The organism is Sphingomonas sp. M1A8_2b, assembly GCF_053345535.1.
The window spans coordinates 770,247-788,286 of the sequence record NZ_JBKFAH010000002.1; the positions used below are offsets into that span (position 1 = coordinate 770,247).

11 protein-coding genes are annotated in these 18,040 nt (G+C 66.6%); 6 read left to right on the top strand and 5 right to left on the bottom strand.

The genetic code is table 11. The features are described 5' to 3' along the window. Positions 1-529: 529 nt before the first annotated feature. From ACLBWL_RS11670 to ACLBWL_RS11695, 6 genes are read left to right on the top strand one after another with little or no spacing between them, the layout of a single operon-like run. Positions 530-1,699: an efflux RND transporter periplasmic adaptor subunit gene (locus tag ACLBWL_RS11670; protein WP_447793499.1), complete on the top strand. Its 1,170-nt coding sequence runs from the start codon at positions 530-532 to the stop codon at positions 1,697-1,699. Position 1,700: 1 nt separating this feature from the next. After that, the gene (locus ACLBWL_RS11675; RefSeq protein WP_447793172.1) at positions 1,701-4,817 is read left to right on the top strand and encodes an efflux RND transporter permease subunit; all 3,117 of its coding nucleotides are present in this window, start codon (positions 1,701-1,703) and stop codon (positions 4,815-4,817) included. Next, positions 4,814-6,223 (top strand): efflux transporter outer membrane subunit, encoded by a 1,410-nt coding sequence (locus ACLBWL_RS11680; protein WP_447793174.1) that lies wholly within the window; start codon positions 4,814-4,816, stop codon positions 6,221-6,223. The genes ACLBWL_RS11675 and ACLBWL_RS11680 overlap by 4 nt, the downstream gene beginning before the upstream one ends. After that, on the top strand, positions 6,220-6,438 hold the full coding sequence (locus ACLBWL_RS11685) for a hypothetical protein (RefSeq protein WP_447793175.1): 219 nt from the start codon (positions 6,220-6,222) through the stop codon (positions 6,436-6,438). Before ACLBWL_RS11680 ends, ACLBWL_RS11685 begins: the two co-directional genes overlap by 4 nt. Continuing rightward, complete coding sequence (locus ACLBWL_RS11690) at positions 6,428-7,159, top strand: response regulator (protein WP_447793177.1); 732 nt, start codon at positions 6,428-6,430, stop codon at positions 7,157-7,159. Before ACLBWL_RS11685 ends, ACLBWL_RS11690 begins: the two co-directional genes overlap by 11 nt. Beyond that, entirely contained in the window at positions 7,156-8,523 is a 1,368-nt protein-coding gene (locus ACLBWL_RS11695) for an ATP-binding protein (protein ID WP_447793179.1), read from the top strand. Before ACLBWL_RS11690 ends, ACLBWL_RS11695 begins: the two co-directional genes overlap by 4 nt. A gap of 74 nt (positions 8,524-8,597) precedes the next feature. Here ACLBWL_RS11695 and ACLBWL_RS11700 read toward each other — a convergent pair whose 3' ends face one another. The 5 genes from ACLBWL_RS11700 to ACLBWL_RS11720 form a co-directional block, all read right to left on the bottom strand. Next, positions 8,598-10,511: an alpha-L-fucosidase gene (locus ACLBWL_RS11700; RefSeq protein WP_447793181.1), complete on the bottom strand. Its 1,914-nt coding sequence runs from the start codon at positions 10,509-10,511 to the stop codon at positions 8,598-8,600. 23 nt (positions 10,512-10,534) lie between these two features. Further along, positions 10,535-13,057 (bottom strand): glycosyl hydrolase family 95 catalytic domain-containing protein, encoded by a 2,523-nt coding sequence (locus tag ACLBWL_RS11705; protein WP_447793183.1) that lies wholly within the window; start codon positions 13,055-13,057, stop codon positions 10,535-10,537. Next, positions 13,008-16,265, bottom strand: coding sequence for a TonB-dependent receptor domain-containing protein (locus ACLBWL_RS11710; protein WP_447793185.1), 3,258 nt, complete (start codon positions 16,263-16,265; stop codon positions 13,008-13,010). The genes ACLBWL_RS11705 and ACLBWL_RS11710 overlap by 50 nt, the downstream gene beginning before the upstream one ends. Positions 16,266-16,372: 107 nt before the next feature. Continuing rightward, a complete protein-coding gene (locus tag ACLBWL_RS11715; protein ID WP_447793187.1) occupies positions 16,373-17,410 on the bottom strand; it encodes a FecR family protein in 1,038 nt (345 codons plus the stop codon). Then, entirely contained in the window at positions 17,407-17,937 is a 531-nt protein-coding gene (locus tag ACLBWL_RS11720; protein WP_447793189.1) for an RNA polymerase sigma factor, read from the bottom strand. Before ACLBWL_RS11720 ends, ACLBWL_RS11715 begins: the two co-directional genes overlap by 4 nt. Positions 17,938-18,040: the final 103 nt, after the last annotated feature.

An 18,040-nucleotide genomic window follows, 5' to 3' on the forward strand; every position in this document is an offset into this window, starting at 1 on the left:
GCTATGTTCCGGACGAACGGGTCGGACACATGGCTGCACCAACCGGCAATGCGGAGCGACTATCCAAGCTTGCCAACGGGAGGCCGTCCACACATCGGTCCTCTCACCCGATGCACCCGATACGGCGGAATGCGACGAGGACCGATTCGAGAATTTCCCTTCATTACTTCGCCTCTGGCGAGAAGCAATTCCTTGGGGGCTGGGCAATGTCATGCGCAGCGATCGAAACAGACGGCCAGATACAAATGGTTACACGATCATACCTCGCGTGCATGTTTGGCGAGGGCTTGCACGGCTAACTGAGCGGATCACCACGAAGGTCCGATCACGATGCTCGCTTTCGAAATCGCCGCCGGTATGGCTGCTTTTGCGCACCATGCCGTATCCCACCGGTTCGCTATACCGTGGTTCGGGCGCGACACGGGCGCCATTACGCCCTCCGCCTGCGCTGGTCGAAACAGTTGCAATATCCTGTCCGAGCACGCGCCAGGCGTTTGCCCGCAGCGCAAATATTGAGACGGTGCTGATCATGATGATGGTGCCATCGCGCTCTGCGGCCCCGCTGATGCTCGTCTTGTCGCTCGCTGCCTGTGGTGGTTCGGAAAACGGCGGTCCTCCTCGCCAGGGGCCGGTCGAAGTCGGCGTCGTGACGTTGACCGCGCAGCCCGTGACCACCACGACCGAGCTGACCGGCCGTATTACCGCGACCGCAGTGGCCGATGTCCGGCCCCAGGTCGACGGGATCATCAAGGCCCGATTGTTTACCGAGGGTACTACGGTCCGTGCCGGGCAGCCTCTCTACCAGATCGATCCGCGCCTCTATCGCGCGACCCGCGACCAGACGGCCGCGCAGCTGGCCAGTGCGCAGGCATCGGCGGCCACCGCGCAAGCGAAGGTGGCGCGCTACAATCGGCTCCAGACCGCCGATGCGGTCGCGCGGCAGGATGTCGACGACGCGGTCGCCGCCGACCGCGAGGCCAAGGCCAGCATCGCGCAGTATCGCGCGAGCCTGCGGACCGCGAACGTCAATCTCGGCTTCACGCGGGTGTACGCGCCGATCTCGGGCCGGATCGGTCGGTCGGCCTTCACGGTGGGCGCGCTGGTGTCCGCCGCGCAGACCTCCGCGCTGGCGACGATCTCGCAACTCGATCCGATCTATGTCGATATCCAGCAATCGAGCACCGCGCTGCTCGACCTGCGCGAGAGCCTGGCCAGGGGCGATGTGCTGCCGGCCAGCACGACCGTCCGCCTCGTGCTCGAGAATGGGCGCGTCTATCCGCAGGTCGGAACGATCCAGTTCGGCGAGGTCAGCGTCGACACGACCACCGGCACGGTGACGTTGCGGGCCCGCTTTCCGAACCCGCAGGGTATCCTGCTGCCGGGCATGTTCGTCCGGCTGACCGTGCCCCAGACGATCGTCCGCAACGGTATCCTCGCGCCGCAGCTGGGGATCACCCGCGATGCGAAGGGTAATGCCACCGCGCTGGTCGTCGGCGCGGACAACAAGGTTGCGCTGCGCCAGGTCACCACCGGGCAGGCGATCGGGGCACAGTGGCTGATCACCGCGGGGCTCAGGACCGGCGACCGGCTGATCGTCCAGGGCACCGACAAGGCGCAGCCCGGCGCGAGCGTGAAGGCCGTGACCGTCACGACGGGCACCGCCGCCGCCGGCTCCACAAACCCCGGGACCACCAACTGAGATGGGTATCAGCCGCTTCTTCGTCGAACGCCCTATCTTCGCGTGGGTGATCGCGATCGTCATCATGCTCGGCGGGGTCGTCGGCTTGCGCTCGCTGCCGGTCGCGCAATATCCCGATGTCGCGCCACCGACGATATCGATCAATGCGACGTATCCCGGCGCGTCGGCCGAGACACTCGAAACCAGCGTGACGCAGGTGATCGAGCAGCAGCTTACCGGCATCGACGGCCTGCAATATTTCCAGTCCAGTTCGGACTCGTCGGGATCGGCGTCGATCACCGTCACGTTCGTCAAGGGGACCGATCCCGACATCGCGCAGGTCCAGGTTCAGAACAAGGTTCAGCAGGCCACCGCGCGGCTGCCGTCCGCAGTGACTGCGCAGGGCGTCACCGTAACCAAGTCGAACAGCGACTTCCTGCTGATCGTCGCGCTGTACGACAGGAGCGACAAGGCGACCGGCAGCGACGTCGCGGACTATCTGGTCAGCAATTTCCAGGATGATATCGCGCGTGTCAGCGGCGTCGGCCAGAGCCAGGTGTTCGGCGCGGAATATGCGATGCGGATCTGGCTGGACCCGACCAAGCTCGCTGCCGTCCAGCTGATGCCGTCGGACGTCCAGTCGGCGATCACGGCGCAGAATGTCGATGTCTCGGCGGGACAGGTCGGTGCGCTGCCCGCGGTGAAAGGGCAGATGCTGAACGCCACCGTCCGCGCCAAGTCACGGCTGTCGACCCCCGATCAGTTTCGCCAGATCGTGGTCAAGACGAACACCGACGGCTCGGTGGTGCGGCTGGCCGATGTCGCGCGCGTCGAGCTGGGGCAGGAGAGCTACACGGCCTCCGCCAAGCTCAACGGGCATCCCGCGTCGGGCATGGCGATCCAGTTGGCGACGGGCGCCGATGCCCTGCAAACCGCAGCGGCGGTCAAGGCGCGCGTGGCCGAACTCTCGACCCGTCTACCCGCTGGCTACACGATCGCCTATCCGCGCGACACCACCGCGTTCGTCAAGCTGTCGATCGAGGAGGTCATCGAGACGCTGGCGATCGCGATCGTCCTTGTCGTGGTCGTCATGTTCGCCTTTCTCCAGAGCTGGCGCGCGACGCTGATCCCGGCGATCGCGGTGCCGGTGGTGCTGCTCGGCACGTTCGGCGTGCTCGCGGTGTTCGGCTATTCGATCAACACGCTGACGCTGTTCGCGATGGTGCTGGCGATCGGCCTGCTGGTCGACGACGCGATCGTCGTGGTGGAGAATGTCGAGCGGGTGATGGCGGACGAGGGCCTGTCGCCCAAGGACGCGACGAACCGCTCGATGGGCGAGATCGGGTCCGCGCTGGTCGGGATCGCGCTGGTCCTGTCCGCGGTGTTCCTGCCGATGGCGTTCTTCGGCGGCTCGACCGGGGTCATCTATCGGCAATTCTCGATCACGATCGTCTCGGCGATGCTGCTGTCGGTGCTGGTCGCGCTGGTCCTGAGCCCTGCGCTGACCGCGACGCTGCTGAAGCCCACGCACGTCGATCCGCTGGAGCGCCACGGCGCATTCGGAAAGTTCAACCGCTGGTTCGATCGCTCCACGCGGCGGTACGTGAACGGTACGCGGTCGGTGATCGGCCGGCGCTGGCTGCATCTGGCGATCGTCGGCGGCATCACCGTCGTCCTCGGTTTGCTGTTCGTCCGCTTGCCCACGAGCTTTCTGCCGAGCGAGGATCAGGGGCAGATCATGGTGATGTATACGCTGCCGGCGGGCGCGACCAACGAGCGGACCGAGGCGGTCGGCAATCGGATCCAGAACTGGTTCTCGACCTCCGAAAAGGCGACGATCGCCGACGCCTTCACGATCAACGGTTTCGGCTTCAGCGGTTCGGGGCAGAATGCCGGCATGGCGTTCGCCAGCCTGGCGCCGTTCGACGAACGCAAACAGGCGAGCCAGAGCGCGACGGCGATCAACGGGCGCGCGATGCAGGCGTTCGGATCGATCCGTGATGCGACCATCATACCGCTCACGCCGCCGGCGATATCCGGCCTCGGCCAGTCGAACGGCTTCACGTTCGAACTGACCAACACCAGCGGGTTGAGCCGTGACGCATTCGTGGGTCTGCGCGACAAGCTGATTGCTGCGGCGAACAAGGATGCCAAATTGGCCCGCGTCCGTGCCTCGACCTTGCCTGATACCCCGCAGCTGCGCGTGTCGCTCGACGACGCCAAGCTCGCGGTGCTGGGGCTGACCGAAGCGGATGTGACCAATGCGCTGTCGAGTGCGTGGGGCGGCATCTACGTCAACGACTTCGTCGATCGCGGCCGGGTGAAGCGCGTCTACATGCAGGCGGATGCACCGTTCCGGATGCTGCCGGGCGACCTCGACGGCTGGTTCGTGCGCAACGCGAGCGGAACGATGGTGCCGTTCTCGGCGATCGCGACTTTGTCCTGGGAGAAGGGGCCGAACAGCGTCTCGCGCTTCAACGGGCGGTCTTCCTACGAAATCCAGGGCGAGCCCGCGGACGGCGCAAGTTCGGGCGATGCGATGGCGGAGATGGTCAAGCTGCAGCAGCAGGTGGCACCGGGTACCGGCTATGCCTGGGCGGGGCTGTCGTTTCAGGAGAACCAGGCGAGCGGGCAGGGGAAGACGCTCTACGGCGTGTCGATCCTGATCGTCTTCCTCTGCCTCGCCGCGCTGTACGAAAGCTGGTCGGTGCCGATCGCGGTGCTGCTCGTGCTCCCGCTCGGGATCGTCGGTGCGGTGCTGGCAGTGACGATACGCGGGCTCGACAACGACATCTATTTCCAGGTCGGGTTGATCACCACGATCGGCCTCGCCGCCAAGAACGCGATCCTGATCGTGGAATTCGCCGAAGAGGCGCGGCGTGGGGGCAAGGACGTCGTCGATGCCGCGCTGGAGGCGGCGCGGACCCGGTTGCGGCCGATCCTGATGACCAGCCTCGCCTTCGTGTTCGGCGTGTTCCCGCTCGCGGTCGCCACCGGGGCAGGGGCCAACAGCCGGATCGCGATCGGCACGGCGGTGATCGGCGGCATGCTGACCGCCACCGCGCTCGCGATCTTCTATGTGCCGATGTTCTTCGTCGTCATCGCGCGGCTGTTCCACGGGCGAAAGGAAGCGGCATGATCTCGTTGCGTAGCGCGATGCTGTTGCTGGGGGCGAGTGCGCTCACCGGCTGTAACCTCGCCCCCCATTATGTCCGCTCGGTCGCGGAGTCGGTGCCGCCGCAATGGCCATCGGGAGCTTCCTACGCCTCGACCCACGCCGCGACCGACGCCTCGACCTCGGCCGGGATGCCGTGGCGTTCGCTGGTCGTCGATGCCAAGCTCCGTACAGTGATCGAGCGAGCGCTCGCGCATAACCAGGATCTCGCCGCGGCGGTCGCCAATGTCGCGTCGGCGCGCGCGCAATATCACGTGCAGCGCTCCGAGCAGCTTCCGACACTGTCGGCCGATGCGGGCGCGACGATCACGCGCGCCGTCACCGGCGGCGGCACCGCATCGTCGGGGTCCACGACCCTCTTCACCGGCGATGTCGGCGTGAGCGGGTTCGTGATCGACCTGTTCGGGCGGCAGAAGAACCTCTCGAAAGCCGCATTCGAAACCTATCTGAGCACTGCCAGCGGCGCGCGCTCGACGCGGTTCACCGTCGTATCGGAAACCGCGACCGCGTATCTGACGCTCGCCTCCGATCGCGATCTGCTTCAGGTGTCGCAGGATCAGGTGCGCAGCAGCGAGCGGACGGTGCGGCTGAACGAAGACCTGCACGACACCGGGCTGGTGAGCGGTGCCGACGTCGCCGACGCACGCACGTTGCTGGCGCAGGCGCAGGCCGACGCGGCGCAGACCACGACGCAGGTCGCGCAGGATCGCAACGCGCTCGAGCTGCTCGTCGGCGGGCCGGTCGAGGACGCGCTGTTGCCGACCAGTCTCGGCGCGCTCGATGCCGGGATCGCCACCGTTCCCGCCGGCCTGTCGTCGAGCGTGCTGCTCGATCGGCCCGACGTGGTCGAGGCCGAGCACCAGCTGAAATCGGCGAACGCCAATGTCGGTGCGGCACGCGCAGCGTTCTTCCCGACCATTTCGCTGACCAGCATGCTGGGGCTGGCCAGCACCGCGTTGACCAGCCTGTTCTCGGGATCGACGTGGTCGGCGACGCCATCGGCCAGCATACCGATCCTCGGCGGCACCAATCGCGGCAACCTCGATTATGCGAGGGCGCAAGTCGACTATTACCTCGCCACCTATCGCAAGGCTGCGCAAACGGCCTATCGCGATGTTGCCGACGGTCTTGCCCGACGTGGTACGATCCTGCGCCAGCGACAGGCCCAGGCGGATCTCGTCGCCGCCGCGCAGAAGAGCTATTCGATCAGCGAGGCGCGGTACCGGGAAGGCACCGACAGCTTCCTCACCGCGCTCGTCGCGCAGCGAACGCTGTATTCGGCCCGCCAGACCGCGATCGCCGCCGACCTGACCGACCTGACCAACCGCGTGACGCTGTACGAGGCGATCGGTTCGGACGATACGCTGTGACGAACCGAAACCCTCCGGCCAAAACGGCCGACGAAGAGTTTCGCTATTGGTCGAACCGGTCGTGGGACGAGACGGCGCAATCTCTCGCCGCACATTCCGACGTAGCGCGGGACGCGCATTGGCGGCTTGCCGTGCTGTGCATCCGCCGGACGCTCACCTATGCTCCTGCCGCGTCCGCGACCTGCGGCCCGAACGTCTGGGACGATGATGACTGAGATTGCGACTGGGACTGCCGTCGACCGCCCTCATCTCCTGATCGCCGACGACGACGCCGACATCCGCGATCTCGTGACCGCGCAACTGATGCGGGAGGGCTATGCGCTCAGCGCCGCGGGCGACGTGTCCGGTATCCGCGCGACGCTCGCGGCAGGCATCATCGATCTGATCGTGCTGGATCTCGGTTTGCCTGACGGCGACGGACTGACCCTGTGTCGCGAACTGCGAAGCGAGGGCTATGCCGGCGCGATCATCATGGTCACCGCCCGCGACAGCGCGATCGACCGGGTGCTGGGGCTGGAACTGGGCGCCGACGACTATCTCACCAAGCCGTTCGAACCGCGCGAGCTGACCGCCCGGATCCGCAACCTGCTCAGGCGTAGCGCGCGCGAAACGGGTGCGGGCGCACCGGTCCGCTTCGCCGCGTTCGGGCGATGGCGGCTCGACCTGATCAAGCGCCGGCTGCTGGCGCCCGGCGACAGCGTGGTGATGCTGTCCACCGCGGAATTCGACATGCTGTCCCGCCTCGTCCAGTCGGTCGGCCGTCCGCTGTCGCGCGAGACGCTGCTGCCGGCACGGGCAGCCACCGCGGCGTTTGACCGGACGATCGACAACCAGATCAGCCGGTTGCGGCAGAAACTCAGCCCCGATGGGGAGGATCTGATCCTCACCGTTCGCGGCCAGGGCTATATGCTGGCTGCAACCGTGACCTTCGCATGACGCGGTGGCCCGCGCGCGGCGTGCGGTTCTTCGGCACGCTGACCGGGCGTATGGCGTTGACGCTCGCGACGGGGGTGTTGATCGCCTTGGTCGGGTCGATCCTGATCGCGGAGCGGGGTCGCCAAGCGGAATTTGATCGCGGCCGCGAAGAGCGCGTGGTGGCCAGCGCGCTCGATGTGATCAAGCGACTGAACCATGCCCCGGACGGCATGATCGCGAACCTGCGCGATGGCCGGCTGATCGGTGCGCAACTGCTGCAAGGCGCGTCGATCCCGATCGCGACCCCCGACGAAGAGATGACCCGGAAGCTGGCCATGCGGGCAACGCCGGCGTCACGACCCACGATCGCCCGCGTATCCGGCATGGCCTGTCTGGGCGGCGACCCGTTCTGGACGCGGCCCCGGGCGGCGGGGTTCGATGCACCCCTGGCACCGGATTGCTGGCTCCTGGCGGTGCGCGTGCAGGGGCGTCCGGTCGCGATTGCGCTCGCTTTGCCTCACCTGCCCGCGCCACCCAGCTGGACGACGGACTGGCGGTTCCTGCTGCTGGTCTTCACTGCGGCGTTCATCCTCTCGTTGATCGTCGCACGCGTCGCGACGGCGCCGCTACGGCGCTTGTCCGCCGCGGCCGAGGCGTTCGCCCGGTCGATCGACGCGGAGCCGGTGACGGAACGGGGGCCGAGCGACGTTCGCGCGGCGCTCGCCACTTTCAATCTGATGCAGGAACGGGTGAGGGCGGGCCTGCGCGAGCGGACCCGCATCCTCGCGGCGATCAGCCACGATCTCCAGACCCCGCTGACCCGCCTGCGGCTCCGTCTCGAACAGGTCGAGGACGAGGCCTTGCGCGAACGCCTGGTGGCGGATCTGTCGGCGACGCTGTCGATGGTGAAGCGCGGCCTGGATCTCGCGCGGAGCGGGGAAAGCGGCGAGGATTGGTCCTCCGTCGATATCGACTCGCTGCTGTCGAGCCTGGCCGACGATGCCGCCGAATTCGGCCATGCCGTCTGCTTTACGCAGGGCTGCGGCAGCCTCGTACGAGCGCGTCCCGATTCGCTTAACCGCTGCCTGTCGAACCTGATCGACAACGCGATCAAATATGGTGGCAATGCCGAGATCGCCGCCCGTCGCGCGGGAAAGGTCGTGATCATAACCGTCCGCGATCACGGTCCCGGAATGACGGAGACGATGCTGGCGCATGCCTTCGACCCGTTCGTCCGCGCGGACACGTCGCGATCGAGCGCGGACGGCACCGGGATCGGCCTCACCATCGCGCGCGCGCAAGCGGCCGCGACCGGAGCGATATTGTCGCTCGATAATCATCCGGACGGGGGCCTCGAAGCGACGTTGACTGTCACTAGGTCGTGATGACCTTCAACGAACGGTTACCACGTCCTCACGGTCGTGCAGTGCGGACGAGGCTAAGTCGTCAGTCCGAGCCTCTATCCGAACAGGTCGATACCGGCGATCGCCATATGGCTTTTCGGCGCCGCCAAGCCGACGAACGTCATCCGTACATAGCCCGCGTCGGTCTTGGCGGCGAACAGGATGCGTTGCGGCGATAGCGCGTTGGCGATGTTCGAGAATTCGTCAGACGCGGCTTTGGTCCAGGCTTTACCGTCAACGCTGGTTTCCACGACGAACCGCCTCGGTGGTGCGCTGTCCGTGTTCACGGCGCGCGAGGGGGTCAGGATGAAGCCTGCCAGTCGTTGCCGCCTGGCGAGCTTGATCGTCACCGTCGCCGTTCCCGAGGCGGCGGCGACCGGAACCTGCCAGACGCTGCCCGGATCATTGTCGATCAAGGTCTCGGCGCCAGACCCCGTCGCGGCGACGATCGAGAGGTCGGAGGACGGCAACACGTCTCGCGCACGGGCTTCGGGTAGTTTAACGGCAACCGGGGCGACCTGTCGGAACAGCGCGACTTCGCTGATCGCCGGGCATGCCTGGGCCGCGACGATCCGCACGCGCAGCCGTCGTGCGACCACGGGCGCCGGCAAGCGGACGACGCGCTGTGCCGCAATGCATTCGCCGCGCGCGACTTCCAACCATCCCGCGCCGGAATCGATGTCGATCGCAAACCGGTCCACGCGCACGCCGAGCGGCAGGAACTCGCGGATGCGCACGAGATCGAAGCTGGTGCCGGGCGGCAGGTTTAGCACGAGGCTGGGCGTGTGGATGGCATCAGGCGTCGACCAATAGCTCTTGGGATCGCCGTCGAGCACGTTCCGCGCGGCAAAGCCCGGCCCGCGGACGTGATCCGCCGAGGCTACAGCACCGTTGGCGCAATCCTTCGCGAACGTGGCGCGCTGCGCGTCACCGAACGATCGCAGCACCGCGACGTCCGGATCGGCGAGGCGACCACGCCGGTCGGGCGGCAGGTTCAGGATCAGGTTGGTCCCGCGCGCGATCGACTCGTCGAACAGCCGCAGCATCCGCTGGGGATCCTTGACCTTCGAATCCTCGTCGGCGTGGTAGAACCAGCCCGGTCGGATCGAGGTGTTTGTCTCGGCGGGCCACCACAACGGGCCGCCGCGTAAACCTGCATTGCCCTCGGCCTGGGTCGGCTTGTGATTGGCCATGGTCGGCCAGCACGGATCGCCGGCGACCCCGTCCTCGTTGCCGACCCAGCGCGCATCGGAGCCGAGTGGCTCGAACGTGCACGCCATCGGCTGATGCTTGTGGACCAGCGCGAAGATCGACGGCCAGTCGTAATAAGTCTCCGAATCGATCTTCCGCGTCTCGCGCGCGCCGCCATAATAGCCGTCGCCGCCATTGGCGCCATCGAACCAGAACTCGAACAGCGTGCCATAGCGCGTACAGAGCTCGACGATCTGCTTGCGGTAGTAATCGAGATAGGCCGGACGCCCATAGTCCGCGTGATTGCGATCCCAAGGCGACAGGTAGATCGCGAAGTCGAGCCCGGCCCGCCGCGCCGCCTGTTCGAATTCGCGGACGATGTCGCCTTTGCCGTCGCGGAACGGGCTGTTGCGCACGCAATGCTCGGTCAGCATCGTCGGCCACAGGCAGAAGCCGTCATGATGCTTGGCGGTCAGGACGATCCCGCGCAGGCCGCCCGACTTGGCCGCGCCGACGATCTGGTCCGCCGAGAAGTCGGTCGGCGCGAACAGCTTGGGATCCTCGTCGCCATAGCCCCATTCACGATCGGTGAAGGTGTTGATCGAGAAGTGGACGAACGCATATTGCTCGCGCGCATGCCAGGCGAGCTGGCGCGGGGAGGGGGTTGCCCCCCAGGGGGCGGGGGCTGCTGCGGATGCGGGTTTGCCGGCCCAAGCGCTCGACGTGCCCATCGAGGCGAGCCCCGTTGCCAGCATGGTGCGGCGAGTGATGATCGACATGGCGGCTCCTGGAAAGTCTTGAGTCATGCGGCGTCGGAGCGCCTGCGTAGCGCGATGCGGTAGGGTCGGCCCGGCGTGGTCGCGAACGTGATCGAGCGCGGGTCCCGTTCGAGCCGGATGGCCTTGCCCTGGTGCGATACCGTCACCGGTTCGAAGCCAGGCGGCATCCGGATCGTCAGGCGCTCATCCCCGGCGATCAAGGTCGCGTCGACGTGCAGGCCGCTCCAGCTGATCGCAACCTCGTTACGCCCCCGCGCGCGAAGCCCGGCGACCCGGCCCGAAATCCATTGCGGCGGGAGGGCGGGCAGCAGCGCGATCTCGGCCTCGCGGCTTTGCAGCAGCATCTCGGCGATCGCGGCGGTGATGCCCAGATTGCCGTCGATCTGGAATACCGGGCGCGGTTGGGCGGGGTGGGTGTCGAGCAGATTGGCCGCGACGCTGTTGGCGATGAAGGCGGAGAGCGACCGCCCGGCCTGCGCGCCGTCCCCGAGTCTGGCCCACACCGCGGTCGCCCAGGCGCGGCTCCACCCGGTACTGGCCCCGCCATGCGCCTCCCGGCGGGCCATCGACGCCCGCGCGGCCTGCGCGAGCCGCGGCGTCCGGACCGGGTCGATCGCATCGCCAGGATACAGCGGATAGAGATGCGAGATGTGGCGATGCCCCGGATCCTGCTCGGCAAAGTCGGTCGACCATTCCTGAAGCTGGCCGTAGCGGCCGATACGGTAGGGTTCGAGCTGGTCGAGCAATTCCGTCAGGCGCGCGCTCAGCCCGTCGACATCGCCGATCACCGCCATCGCCGCGATGCAGTTGGCGAACAGCTCGCGGATCAGCGCGAGGTCCATCGTGCAGCCTGCCGAGATCGCCGCCGACTTGCCGTTCGCCGTCAGGAACAGGTTCTCGGGCGAGATCGACGGGGCGGTGGTCAAATGGCCGCTGCGGGGATCGCGGACGAGCCACGCCGCGCAGAACTCCGCGCAACTGCGCATCAGCGGGAAGCCGCGGGCCTTCAGGAACGCGCGGTCGCCGCCGAAGCGGTAATGCTCCCAGACGTGCTGGACCAGCCACGGCCCCGCCATCGGCCAGTTCGCCCAATTGGGATCGCCGACGCCCGCACCGACCGGGTTGCTCATCGCCCACAGGTCGCTGTTGTGATGCACGCACCAGCCGGGCAGGCCGTACAGCGATCGCGCGGTCTGCGTGCCGGTGACGGCCAGCCGCTCGATATGGTCGATCAGCGGCAGGTGGCAGTCCGCGAGATTGCAGCTCTCCGCCGGCCAATAGTTCATCTGGAGATTGATGTTGGTGGTGTAGTTGCCACTCCAGGGCGGGCGCAGTTCGGTATTCCACACGCCCTGAAGGTTCGCGGGCATCGTGTGCGCGCGCGAACTGGCGATCATCAGATAGCGGCCGAGCTGGAACAGACGTTCCGCGCGTGGCGTATCGCGGTCGTCGGCCGCCCCGTGCAGTTCGAGCGAGGCACGGCGATAGAGCGACTGGTGATCGGCAATGTGGCGATCGAGCAGCGTCGCATAACCATGCCGCGCGCTCGCTGCGAGGATGCGCTCGGCCGATGCGCGGACGGTCTCGACGGGCGTGTCCGGCATCAGGTCGAAGCGGCGGAACCCGGTGGCGGCGGTGATCCGGATTAGCACCGTGGTGGCGCCGCGGATGCGCAGCGCGCCGTCCGCTGCGGTGACCTCGCCGCCCTCGGTCTCGACCGACAGGATCGTCGCGAACGCCATGCCGTGGCCGGGCGTATCCGAATAGCGCACGGGGTCGGGGACGTCGCGGTAATTGGGTTCGCTCAGCGCCGGCGCCTTGCCGACCAGCGTGATCCGGTTGCAGCCGGCGTTTGCGGTGGCGCGCAGCTTGCTCGTCAGCTTGAGGCCGCAATCGATCATCCCCCGACGATCCGCGGTGAGACGCAGGACGATCACCGAGTCGGGATGCGAGGCGAACAGGTCGCGGCTGAACGTGACGTCGCCACAGCGATAGGCGACGGAGGCGACCGCGCGATCGAGATCGAGCACGCGGCGATACGCCTCCGGGGCCCCGACGTGATCCATTTCGAGGTCGAGATCGGCCATCGGCGCATAGCTGGCGCTGAACGGTCCTTGGAGCGCCGTGCTGATCCTATCGGCGGTCACCGGGTCGTCCGCGAAGACAGCGCGACGGACCGCCGCCAGCGCCTCCCGGCCGTCGTGATCGGGTTTGGCAGCTGGCTGTCCGCTCCACAGCGTGTCGTGGTTGAGCGACAGCACGTCGCGCGCGACTCCGCCGCCCATCATCGCCCCCAGCTGCCCGTTGCCGACCGGATGACCGAGCAACCATTCGGTGGCGGGTTGTTCAGCCGTGATCCGGTGGCGTGCGTCCGTCCCCGGCTCGGCAGTCGCATCGCCCACCCCGGCGAGCAGGCCGGCAAGTACCGACCCGGTACCCCCGGCCAGGACGGCGCGACGCGATACGCCGTCGGACGCGGGGGACTTGGTACCCAGCTCAGAAATCGACCGTCGCCCCGACGCTGATCGACCGGCCGAGCGAGTCATACACCGAAGGCGAGGTGTTGACGCGTTCGGCGGCCTCGAGTGGCGGGCTCGGGCGGACCGGCGCCGAGCGGTTGAGCACGTTGTTCACCACCACCCGCAGCGTCAGCGCGCGCGATATCGTCACGCTGCCGCTGAGATCGAACACGTCGTAAGCAGGCAGATACTTGTATTCGTCCGGCACGGTCGGATCGTCCTCGCCGAAGATCGGATTGCCGTCGAGCCGCGAGTTCTTGAGCCCCGAATTATGGCGCCAGTTGACCGAGATCAGCCCCTGCGTCTGCGCGGACTCGGGCGAACTCAGCGTGAACCGGAAATTATGCTGATAGCGGCGATAGCCCTGACCCGCATACGGGCCGAACAGCCCGACCACGTTGAAGTCGGTATCGGGCAGGCCGAGATCGCCGCCCTTCGCGGTCTGCAGCGTTGACGTGTAGCTGGTCGAGAAGCGCGCCCAATTGCCCAGCCGCGTGTCGTAGTTCGCGGAGAAATTGAAGCCGCGCGCATTGGTCCGGCCGAGGTTGCTGTACCCCTGGTTGATATAGCCCGTCGCGGAGCCGGCATTGCTGAACAGCGTGCCGTCGGCATTACGCTTCAGCTGGCTGCAGAAGAACTCATAGCCGGTGTTGGCGCAGGTCTGCAGGAAATCGATCGCCCGGTAATAGCCGATGCCGTTCTCGATCTCGATGCTGTAATAATCCGCGGTGGCGGAAAAACCGCGCAGCATCCGCGGCGTCAAGACGAGGCCATAGGTGTAAGTGTGCGCGACTTCGGGCGTCACCAGCCCCTCCGATCCGTTGCGCACGGTGCACAGGAAATCGGGACATTGCGCGATCGAGCCGTATTGCGCGGTGGTCACGCCGGTACTCGCGCAGATTTCCCGGCTGGCCACGGGATTGGCGCCCGCGCAGGGATCGCCCAGCGTGTTCGCATCGAGCGTGCCGTAGCTCGTGTTGGCGTTGGACGAGAGCTCGTAGATGCTCGGCGCACGCGTCGCCTTGTTGTAGCTCGCGCGGAACAGGATGTCCTCGACCGGACGCCAGCTGCCGTCGATCTTGTAGGTCGACTGCGCCTTGGCGATACCCGAATATTTCGACCCGCGGATCGCCGCGCCGACGCTCAGGTCGCGGATGAACGGCTTGTCGCTGACCAGCGGCACGTTGATCTCGCCGTACAGGTCGGCGGCTTCGTTCGACAAGGTTGTTGGCGTCGAGCCGAAGGCGGCCTGGTACGCGGCGTCGGGGCGCGAGCGATAGGTGTTCCTGCGATATTCGCCGCCGACCGCGATGTTGATGCCCTTGGTCGAGAACGGGCTCTTCAGGCCGTAATCGCCGAGATCGCCGGTGACGTTGGCATTGCCGACCCACTGCTCATAGCGTTCGCGGAACACGCCGCCGCCCTCCGCATAGGACAGGTAATTCACCGCGGAGGCACTCGGCCCGTTGGTCGAGAAGATGTCGAGTGGGACGCAGTTCGGGTCGGATCCGTTGACCTTCGAGACGCAGGTCGGCGTGCCGTTGACGTCGACGACCTGCAACGCGTTGGCGACCTTGGTCGGGTCGATCCGGCCGGTCTGCTGCTGCCGGTACAGCGTGGTCGAATAGACCCCGCCGACATCGTAATGCCAGGCGCTGCCGAGATCGCCGCGAACGCCCGCCACCGCGCGATAGATCTCGTTCGACGACCGCGTCGTCTGCGGTTCGGTGAAGCGATAGCGCACGTCGGTGCGGACGTTCGTGCTGGTGCCGGCCGCCGATCCGCACAGCGCGCCTGCCTGTTGCGCGGACAGCAGGGGGTTGTTGCAGTTGATGTCGTACGGGGTCGATCCGGGCTGGATGGTCGCGGGATCCGACTGGCTCTGCGATTCGGACCGCAGGTACAGCCCGTTCGCGTAGAGCTGGATCGCCTTCGAGACTTCGTAGTTCAGGAACGTCGCGCCGTTGTAGCGTTTGTTCTGGCGCTGGAAATAGAAGCTGTCGTTGTAGTTATAGCCGTTCGTGCCCGTATACGGGACGAATTCGCGGCCGCCATCGGCGGCGTTGGTCAGGATGTTGCCGTTCTGGGCGGGGCCCGAAAGCGCCTGGAAATAGCCCGCCGAGGTGGCGGACGACGGCGAGGCGCAGACCACCGTCTGGCCCGACAAGGTGATCGGGCAGACCGAGAACGAGCGCGACGAGGCAAGCACGGGTTCGGTCTGGCTATACGCGCCGAACACCGAGATATTCCCCCGGCCGCCGGCGAAATTCTTGCCCATGCTGATATTGGCGTCGAACCGGCCGCCATCGTTGGTTATGCCGCTGGGGACCGCAAACCCCGAATTGCGCGCTGCCTGCGCGGCGATGTTGTCGCGGTTGTCGGCGTTGTAGAAGCCGTAGTTTACGTTCGCGTTGACGCCTTCGAAGTCCTTGCGAAGGATGAAGTTCACCACCCCGCCGATCGCATCCGAGCCATAGACCGCGGACGCCCCGCCGGTCAGCAGGTCGACGCGCTCGATCAACCCGACCGGCACGACGGAGGCGTCGATGCCTTCGGTGACTCCAATCCGCTGGCCGTCGATCAGCGTGAGCGTGCGGTTGGTGCCCAGCCCGTGGAAATCGAATTGCTGCCGTCCGTTGCCGTTCGACAAATTGGTATCGCTGTTCTTGATCGCGGGCACGCGGTTCAGCACTTCCTGGACGCTGAACGCCGCCTGCAGCTTGATGTCGGCCTGGGTGACGCTAGTCACCGGTGCGGTCTCGACGAGGTTCTTGGATCGGATGCGCGATCCGGTCACGACGATGTCGCCGCCGGGTGGAGGCGTGGGGGCCGTGTCGACCTCGGTATCGGTCGGCGCGAGATTCTGGGCGGTCCCCGCCACCGTCATCCCGACCCGGGTGAGTGCGGCGGGGCGGGTGATCACATACACCCCCTGGCCGGTCCGCGATATCGTGAGGCCGCTGCCCTGGAGCAAGCGGCCGATTGCCGCGTCCGCCGTCATCGCACCGTTGACGGAGGGGGCAACGCGACCACCGAGCGCAGCTTCGTCGAACACCATCTGCACATGCATCTGACGACCGAGCAACCGAAGCGCGGTACCCAGCGGCTGTGCCTTGATATCGATGCGGACCACCCGCTGGGCTTGCCGCGCCTGCGCTTGCACCGACGTGACCGTCATCATCGTCGCGATAGTCACGCAGCTTGCACCGAGAATCATGCTCTTCGTCACAGTCATCAACCGCCCCTAGTCATGTTATACTTTTATGACGCATGGCGTGCGCGGATGCTCAGCAAATTACCGTAATTATCGTAGATTGATGTTATTTTGGCATCCAACCGGTATCATCGACGTCGGCTTAGCCGGATTTCCTTATCGTCGACGGTGGCATCGACGGGGAAGGTCGCCGCGATGGCCCGCGCGAACGCATCGACATCGCCGACGTTGAAGACCCCGCTGATCCGGACATCCGCAACGCTGGGATCGACTGTGACCCGTCGCCGTTCGGCATAGCGGTTCATCCGTTCCGCGGCGGTGCCGAGCGTCTCCGAAGTGAAGCTGATCTGTTCCGCACCCCAGCCTTCGCCGTCGCCGCTCATAGGGCCTATCACCGGACCGATCGACCCGATCGTCCCCGCTACCGGCAGACCGATTTCATAGCCGGGCGTCAGCGCACGCTCCGCGGTGACGCTACGACCATCGCGCCGGACGATCTCGCTCGTCTGGCCCTGCGGCGTATCGCGCAGCACCGCGACCCGCCCTTCGAACAGCGCGACCCGCACCTCGCGGCTGAGCCGTTCGACCGAGAATTCGGTTCCGGTCGCGACGACCATATTGCGGCCGCTCCGGACGGCGAACGGGCGCAGCGGATCCTTCGCGACCCTGAAGCGCGTGCGGCCCCGTTCGAGGACAACGTTGCGGCGTTGTGCGGTGAACGCAACCGTGACCAGGCTGTCGGCATCCAGCGACAGGCGCGAGCCATCGGCCAGCGCGATGACGCGCCGTTCGCCGATCGCGGTGTGATATTCATCGCGCCCGTCCTGCCGCCACGGCAGCGACCCAAGCGCCAGCGTCAGCACCAATGCCGCGGCGATCGCCCAGAGGACGGGCTGGGACACGAACGTCGTGCGCAGCCAGCGGCGTTGTCCGGCGCGGTGGACCGCACCGAGCGCCTCGCGTCGCAGCGCCAGCATCTCGGGTGCGTCGGCGTCCGCCTCGACCGCGTCCCACGCCGCGAGCGCAGCGCCCAGTCGCTCGCCACGGGTCGCGTCGTCGGCCAGCCAGTCGTGCAGTCTTTCGCGGTCCTGCGGCGACATGCTGCCGTCGCTCAAGCGCAGGAACCATTCGACGACCATGTCCTCGTCCGAGCGGGGCGCGGTCATTGCGAGTCTCCCATGTCCGCCAGCAACGCCCGCATTGCGCTCGCGATATGCTTTTCGACCGCGCTGACCGAGATGCCGAACGCATCGGCGATCGCCTTTCGCTGCATGCCCTCCAACCGATAGAGGATGAAGATCTGGCGGGTGCGGTCGGGCAGTCCGCCCAGCGTCCGCGCGACGCACCCGACGCTCTGCCGCGCGGACAGCAAGCGCTCGGCGTCGATCGGATCGATGGCAAGGTCGGGATCGCCCGCGCGCGATTGCAGATAACGCCAGCGCGTGGCCTCGCGCCGGTAATTGTCGCGCAGGAGATTGGCGGCGGCCTGGAAGATGTAGCCTTCGGGATTGTTCGTCGCCGGCCCGGTCATGGTCGCCATGCGGATGAAAAGATCCTGGATCAGATCCTCCGCCTGCACGGGGTCGCTCAGACGTCGGACGAAGAACGCCATCAGCGCCGGACGCATGCGCTCCATCAGCGCCGACAGGCCGTGCTCCGGCATGACACCTGCAGGTCGCGTACACTTCATCATGGTAGATAGACGTCCGGGTGCACGATGTGCACAGCCGAAACCTTAAAACTCTTTTATTCGCCCTAGCGTCACGGCTCATTATTAAAGCTGGAGATGTTGGAGA